Here is a 1128-nt window from a genome sequence, read left to right on the forward strand (position 1 = left end):
AATGTCTAAAGAAAAATTTGAACGTACAAAACCGCACGTAAACGTGGGTACAATCGGCCACGTTGACCACGGTAAAACAACTTTAACAGCAGCAATCACAACCGTATTATCTAAACACTACGGTGGTGCAGCTCGCGCATTTGACCAAATCGATAACGCGCCAGAAGAAAAAGCGCGTGGTATCACCATCAACACTTCACACGTTGAATACGATACAGCAACTCGTCACTACGCACACGTTGACTGTCCAGGACACGCCGACTATGTTAAAAACATGATTACTGGTGCGGCACAAATGGATGGTGCTATCTTAGTAGTAGCAGCAACTGATGGTCCAATGCCACAAACTCGTGAGCACATCTTATTAGGTCGCCAAGTAGGTGTTCCATACATCATCGTATTCTTAAACAAATGCGACATGGTAGATGACGAAGAGTTATTAGAATTAGTAGAAATGGAAGTTCGTGAACTTCTTTCTCAATATGACTTCCCGGGCGATGACACTCCAATCGTACGTGGTTCTGCATTACAAGCATTAAACGGCGTAGCAGAATGGGAAGAAAAAATCCTTGAGTTAGCAAACCACTTAGACACTTACATTCCTGAGCCAGAGCGTGCGATTGACCAACCGTTCCTTCTTCCAATCGAAGACGTGTTCTCAATCTCAGGTCGTGGTACAGTAGTAACAGGTCGTGTAGAACGTGGTATCATCCGTACTGGTGATGAAGTAGAAATCGTAGGTATCAAAGATACAGCGAAAACTACTGTAACGGGTGTTGAAATGTTCCGTAAATTACTTGACGAAGGTCGTGCAGGTGAGAACATCGGTGCATTATTACGTGGTACCAAGCGTGAAGAAATCGAACGTGGTCAAGTATTAGCGAAACCAGGTTCAATCACACCACACACTGACTTCGAATCAGAAGTGTACGTATTATCAAAAGAAGAAGGTGGTCGTCATACTCCATTCTTTAAAGGTTACCGTCCACAATTCTATTTCCGTACAACTGACGTAACTGGTACTATCGAATTACCAGAAGGCGTGGAAATGGTAATGCCAGGCGATAACATCAAGATGACAGTAAGCTTAATCCACCCAATCGCGATGGACCAAGGTTTACGTTTCGC

1 protein-coding gene is annotated in these 1128 nt (G+C 43.9%); it reads left to right on the top strand.

What is annotated here, in order from left to right; translation table 11 throughout:
• Position 1: 1 nt before the first annotated feature.
• Positions 2–1128 (top strand): elongation factor Tu (tuf, locus tag AAX15_RS01325; protein ID WP_046938765.1); only part of this gene is annotated, 1127 nt, incomplete at its 3' end.

The sequence above is a fragment of the Haemophilus haemolyticus genome, from assembly GCF_001008275.1.
In the GTDB taxonomy this organism is placed as follows: domain Bacteria; phylum Pseudomonadota; class Gammaproteobacteria; order Enterobacterales; family Pasteurellaceae; genus Haemophilus; species Haemophilus haemolyticus_P.